Source organism: Mesorhizobium sp. M7A.F.Ca.CA.002.09.1.1 (assembly GCF_003998555.1).
GTDB classification, from domain to species: Bacteria; Pseudomonadota; Alphaproteobacteria; order Rhizobiales; family Rhizobiaceae; genus Mesorhizobium; species Mesorhizobium ciceri.
In genome coordinates this window covers 1-4,438 of sequence record NZ_RZRR01000454.1, presented here as the reverse complement: position 1 = coordinate 4,438, position 4,438 = coordinate 1, and the positions used below count along the sequence as shown (strand labels likewise).

Sequence of the window (4,438 nt, the reverse complement as noted above, 5' to 3'; positions counted from 1 at the left end):
GCCGCAAGGCCTTGCGATAGCCGACCAAAAACAGATAGCCGAAATTAAGGTCGAGCGACGGGCGGACGGCGGCGATGCGGCGGTGGCCGCGCGCCACGAGGCGGTCGACCGCGTCGTCGCCGGCCTTCTCGAAATCGAGGTCGAGGGAAGGGTAGGACTTGGTTCCGGAGCGGCTGCGGCCGAGCGTGGCGAAGGGAAAGCCGGCCTGGGTGAGATAGTCGATGCGTTCATCCTCGCGCCGCGTCCAGGCCAGCAGCACCGCATCGGCGCGGCGCGTCTCGACGACGCGGCGCAGGCGCTCCTGCTGGTAGTCGCCCGGCGCGCCCATGACCACGGTCAGGTCGAGCCCGCTTTCCGCAAGCCTGGCCTGCAGCCCGATCAGGAACGGAATGAAGAACGGCTCGCCATATTGCTGGTCGCCCGGATGCGGCTGCAGCATGAAGGCGATCGAATGGGTGGCGCCTTGCCGCAGACTGCGGCCGGACTGGTTCGGCGAATAGTTGAGCGTCCTGGCCGCCTCGAGCACGCGCTGGCGCGTGTCGGCATTGACGTCGGCGCGGCCGTTCAGCGCCCGCGACACCGTGCCGATCGAAATGTTCAGGTGACGGGCAAGGTCATGAATGCTGGATGCCAAGTGACTGTACTCCCCTTGCTTGGCTAGCACCGGTAGCCGCTCAGGCCAAGGCGACAGGACGATTTTCACGAGCGGCCAATTGACATTCTACGCCTTCGGGTGTGTTCTCGTAAACGTTTACGGAAAAACGTTTACGGTCATGCCGTGGATGCCGTGACGATCGGTCTGGAGGGACCGAGCGGAGGAGGAGCGCCGGATGATCAATGCCGTCCTGGTCGGCTGCGGAGCGATGAGCAAGGCCTGGCTCGATGCCGCGCAGCAAGTCAACGGGCTCGCCATTGTCGGCCTTGTGGATCTCGATGCCGACAGGGCACGGGCGCGGGCGCACGAATACGGCCTCACCAATGCCGTCATCGGCAGCAGCCTCGATGCCGTCCTCGATCAGATCAAACCGCAAGCGGTGTTCGATGTCGTGGTTCCCGCCGCCCGGCGCGCGGTCGCGCTGTCCGCCTTTGCGCACAATTGCCATCTGCTGACGGAAAAGCCGCTCGCCGACAGTCCGGAAAATGCGCGCGCCATCGTCGAGGCCGCGCGCCGCGCCGGGCGCATCCATGCGGTCGTGCAGAACCGCCGCTATGTCGCCAATGTCAGGCGCATCCGGAGGTTCCTGGACTCCGGCGCCATCGGTGCGCCGACCAGCATCCACGCCGACTTCTTCGTCGCGCCGCATTTCGGCGGTTTTCGCGAGGAGATGGCCCATGTGCTGCTGCTCGACATGGCGATCCACACCTTCGACGCCGCTCGCTATATGGTGAATGGCGAGCCGGCCGGCGTCTATTGCCAGGAATGGGAGCCGGCCAGTTCCTGGTACAGGCAGGGATCTTCGGCCAGCGCCGTCTTCGATCTCGGCGACGGCAAGGTCTTCACCTACGCCGGCAGCTGGTGCGCGGCCGGCTTCCGCACCAGTTGGGAAAGTGCATGGCGCATCGTTGCCGAGCGCGGCAGCCTCATCTGGGACGGTCATGACGATTTGAGGGCAGAAGCAGTGATGCCGGGCCGCGAGGGAATGTTCGACAAAACCCAGCCGATCGAGGTGCCGCCGCTCGATGCGTCCGATCGCGTCGGCGGCCATCTCGGCATTCTCCAGGATTTCATGCACGCCATCGAGACCGGCACCGAGCCGGAAACGCGCGGCGGCGACAACATCAAGAGCCTGGCCATGGTTTTTGGCGCCATCGAAAGCGCCGAGACCGGCCGCCGCGTGACAATCGCAGAGGAAGCACAATGACGCCGAACCCGCTTCTCGACATCCGGATCGGCACCATGGTGCGGGCCAATCTCGACGACCCGGCGGCTTACATCAAGCAGATCCTGCCGCTCGGCTTCGAGAGCATCCAGCCCTTCTTCTGGCAGACGCTGGGCGGCAAGGATTTGCCGCGGCTGGCCGGCCAGATCCGCGAGGCGATCGGCGATGCCGACGTCACCGTGTCCTCGCTCGGCGTGTTCGGCAATCCGCTGGAAGACGGCGAGGTCGATCGCGGCGTGCTCAAGGCCTGGGAGACGGTCATCGACAATGCGCATCTGTTCGGCACCTCGATGGTCAGCGGCTTCACCGGCCGCCTGCGCGGCAAGAAGCTGACCGACAGCCTGCCGCGCTTCAAGGAGGTCTGGGGACCGCTGGCCAGGCGCGCCGCCGACAAGGGCGTGCGCATCGCCTTCGAGAACTGCGCGATGGACGGCAACTGGGCCGCCGGCGACTGGAACATCGCCCACAATCCGGACGCCTGGGAGCTGATGTTCAACGAAGTGCCGGACGACAATCTCGGACTGGAATGGGAGCCCTGCCACCAGCTCGTCTATCTGATCGATCCGATGCCGCAGATCCGCAAATGGGCGCCGCGCATCTTCCACGTCCACGGCAAGGACGCGACGGTGCGCTGGGATGTCATCCGCGAGCATGGCGTGTTCGGCCGGCTGCCCTTCGTGCAGATGCGAACGCCGGGCTTCGGCGACAGCGACTGGACGCGGGTGATCAGCGAATTGCGGCTGGCCGGATACAAGGGCGCCATCGACATCGAAGGCTGGCACGACCCTGTCTATCGAGGCGATCTCGAAATCACCGGGCAGGTGCGCGCGCTGGAATATCTCAAGCAATGCCGGGGAGGGGCCAGCTACCTGCCGAACCCGATGTGAGGATCGGCCGGCGGGAGGAGCCGGCCGGGATGTCTGCAACGCACATTGCCGAAGCGAATGTCGAAACCCCTCGCTTGCGAGGACAAAAAGGGAGGATAAGTGCATGAGCATGACGATGAGAAGGACAGTTCTGCGCTCGACCGTCGTGGCCGCCGCCACGGTGCTTGCCGCTGCGATCTCCACCTTGCCCGCGCAGGCGCTCGACGCCAAATGGTGCAAGGACGTCCACATCCGCTTCTTCGTCGGCGGCGCCGAGGGCGACGCTTTCGGCACCATCGTCTACAATGGCGCCAAGCAGGCAGAGGCCGATCTGGGGCCGAAGGTCGACTACATCTTCTCCCAGTGGGACATCGAAAAGATGGTGCAGCAACTGCGCGAGGCCGTCGCGGTCAAGCCCAACGGCATCGCCATGATGGGCCATCCGGGCGACGCATCAATCATGCCGCTCGCCGAACAGGCGCACAAGGACGGCATCAAGATGATGTACCAGAACGTGCCTGTGCCGAAGGTGGTGGAAGCGTTCGGCGGCGGCTATGTCGGCGCCCAGCAGGAACAGCAGGGCCGCGCGCTCGGCGCCGAGGCGTTCAAACTGGGCAAGCTGAAGGCCGGCGACAAGGCGATCATGATCGGTCCGTTCGAAAACGAAAGTCGCGGCGCGCGCGAACGCGGCACGGTGGCGGCGCTCAAGGAAGCCGGCGTCGAGGTCATCCAGTTGTCCTCACCGCCGAGCGGCGAATGGGCGTCCGATCCCAACCTGGCCATTCCGGTGATCACCGCGGCGCTGCTCAACAATCCCGACGTCAAGGCGGTCGGCTATCCCGGCGGGCAGATGCTCGGCAATGTCTCGACCTATATGCAGGCGGCCGGACGCAAGGCGGGCGAGATCTTCAATTTCGGCTTCGACACCAGCCCGCAGATCGTCGAGGGTTTCAAGGGTGGCTGGGTGCAATTGACCGCCGACCAGCAGCCGTTCCTGCAGGGCTATCTGCCGATCCTCAGCCTCTGCCAGCAGGTTGTGCTGGGGCTGGCGCCGATGAATGTCGACACCGGCGCCGGCTTCGTCACGCCCGAAAATTACGAGATCGTCGCCGAGCTCGCCAAGCAGGCGCTGCGCTGACCTCCCAAGCCGCCGGCCGGGATCTCAGGCCCCGGCCGGCGGGACCGCTGGCGACGACGCCGGCACGAGACAATGAAAGCGAGCATCCGATGGCCGAACGCCTCATCGAACTGCGCGACATCAGCAAGTCCTATGGCCAGGTCTATGCACTGGGCGGGGTCAATCTCAGCGTCGACCGCGGCGAGGTGGTCGGCCTGCTCGGCGACAATGGCGCCGGCAAGTCGACGCTGATCAAGATCCTCTCGGGCGTGGTCAAGCCGACCAGCGGCGAAATCCTCGTGCGTGGCAAGCCGGTGACCGGGTGGAGCGCGGCGCGTTCGCGCGAGGCCGGCATCGAGACGGTGTTCCAGGACCGGGCGCTGGCCGTGCAGCAGACCATCGTTCGCAACATCTTCATGGGCCGCGAGCTGACCGGCTTCATGGGCTTTCTCAGGGTCAACAAGGAGATCGAGGAGGCAAGCCGGCTGATGCGCGAGATCGGCTTCACCTCGAAAGTGTTCACGCCGCAGTCGATCGTCGGCCAGCTTTCGGGCGGCGAACGCCAGGGCGTGGCG

The 4,438-nt window shown here is 65.5% G+C and carries 5 protein-coding genes; 4 read left to right on the top strand and 1 reads right to left on the bottom strand.

The features are described from left to right. A partial coding sequence (locus EN994_RS19510; RefSeq protein ID WP_164746019.1) for a LacI family DNA-binding transcriptional regulator occupies positions 1 to 634 on the bottom strand: 634 nt, incomplete at its 3' end. A 196-nt stretch (positions 635 to 830) separates the two neighbouring features. On the opposite strand from EN994_RS19510, the gene EN994_RS19505 reads away from it, so the two are divergent. The 4 genes from EN994_RS19505 to EN994_RS19490 all read left to right on the top strand — a co-directional run. Then, positions 831 to 1,862, top strand: a complete 1,032-nt coding sequence (locus tag EN994_RS19505; RefSeq protein ID WP_063168291.1) for a Gfo/Idh/MocA family oxidoreductase — start codon at positions 831 to 833, stop codon at positions 1,860 to 1,862. Further along, positions 1,859 to 2,767: a sugar phosphate isomerase/epimerase gene (locus EN994_RS19500; protein ID WP_013530991.1), complete on the top strand. Its 909-nt coding sequence runs from the start codon at positions 1,859 to 1,861 to the stop codon at positions 2,765 to 2,767. Before EN994_RS19505 ends, EN994_RS19500 begins: the two co-directional genes overlap by 4 nt. A gap of 103 nt (positions 2,768 to 2,870) precedes the next feature. Continuing rightward, positions 2,871 to 3,884, top strand: coding sequence for a substrate-binding domain-containing protein (locus tag EN994_RS19495; protein WP_013530992.1), 1,014 nt, complete (start codon positions 2,871 to 2,873; stop codon positions 3,882 to 3,884). An 89-nt stretch (positions 3,885 to 3,973) separates the two neighbouring features. Next, a partial coding sequence (locus EN994_RS19490; RefSeq protein ID WP_164746018.1) for an ATP-binding cassette domain-containing protein occupies positions 3,974 to 4,438 on the top strand: 465 nt, incomplete at its 3' end.

Coding starts and splice junctions, on each gene's coding strand:
- EN994_RS19505 (WP_063168291.1), top strand. CDS start 831: ATGATCAATGCCGTCCTGGTCGGCTGCGGAGCGATGAGCAAGGCCTGG.
- EN994_RS19500 (WP_013530991.1), top strand. CDS start 1,859: ATGACGCCGAACCCGCTTCTCGACATCCGGATCGGCACCATGGTGCGG.
- EN994_RS19495 (WP_013530992.1), top strand. CDS start 2,871: ATGAGCATGACGATGAGAAGGACAGTTCTGCGCTCGACCGTCGTGGCC.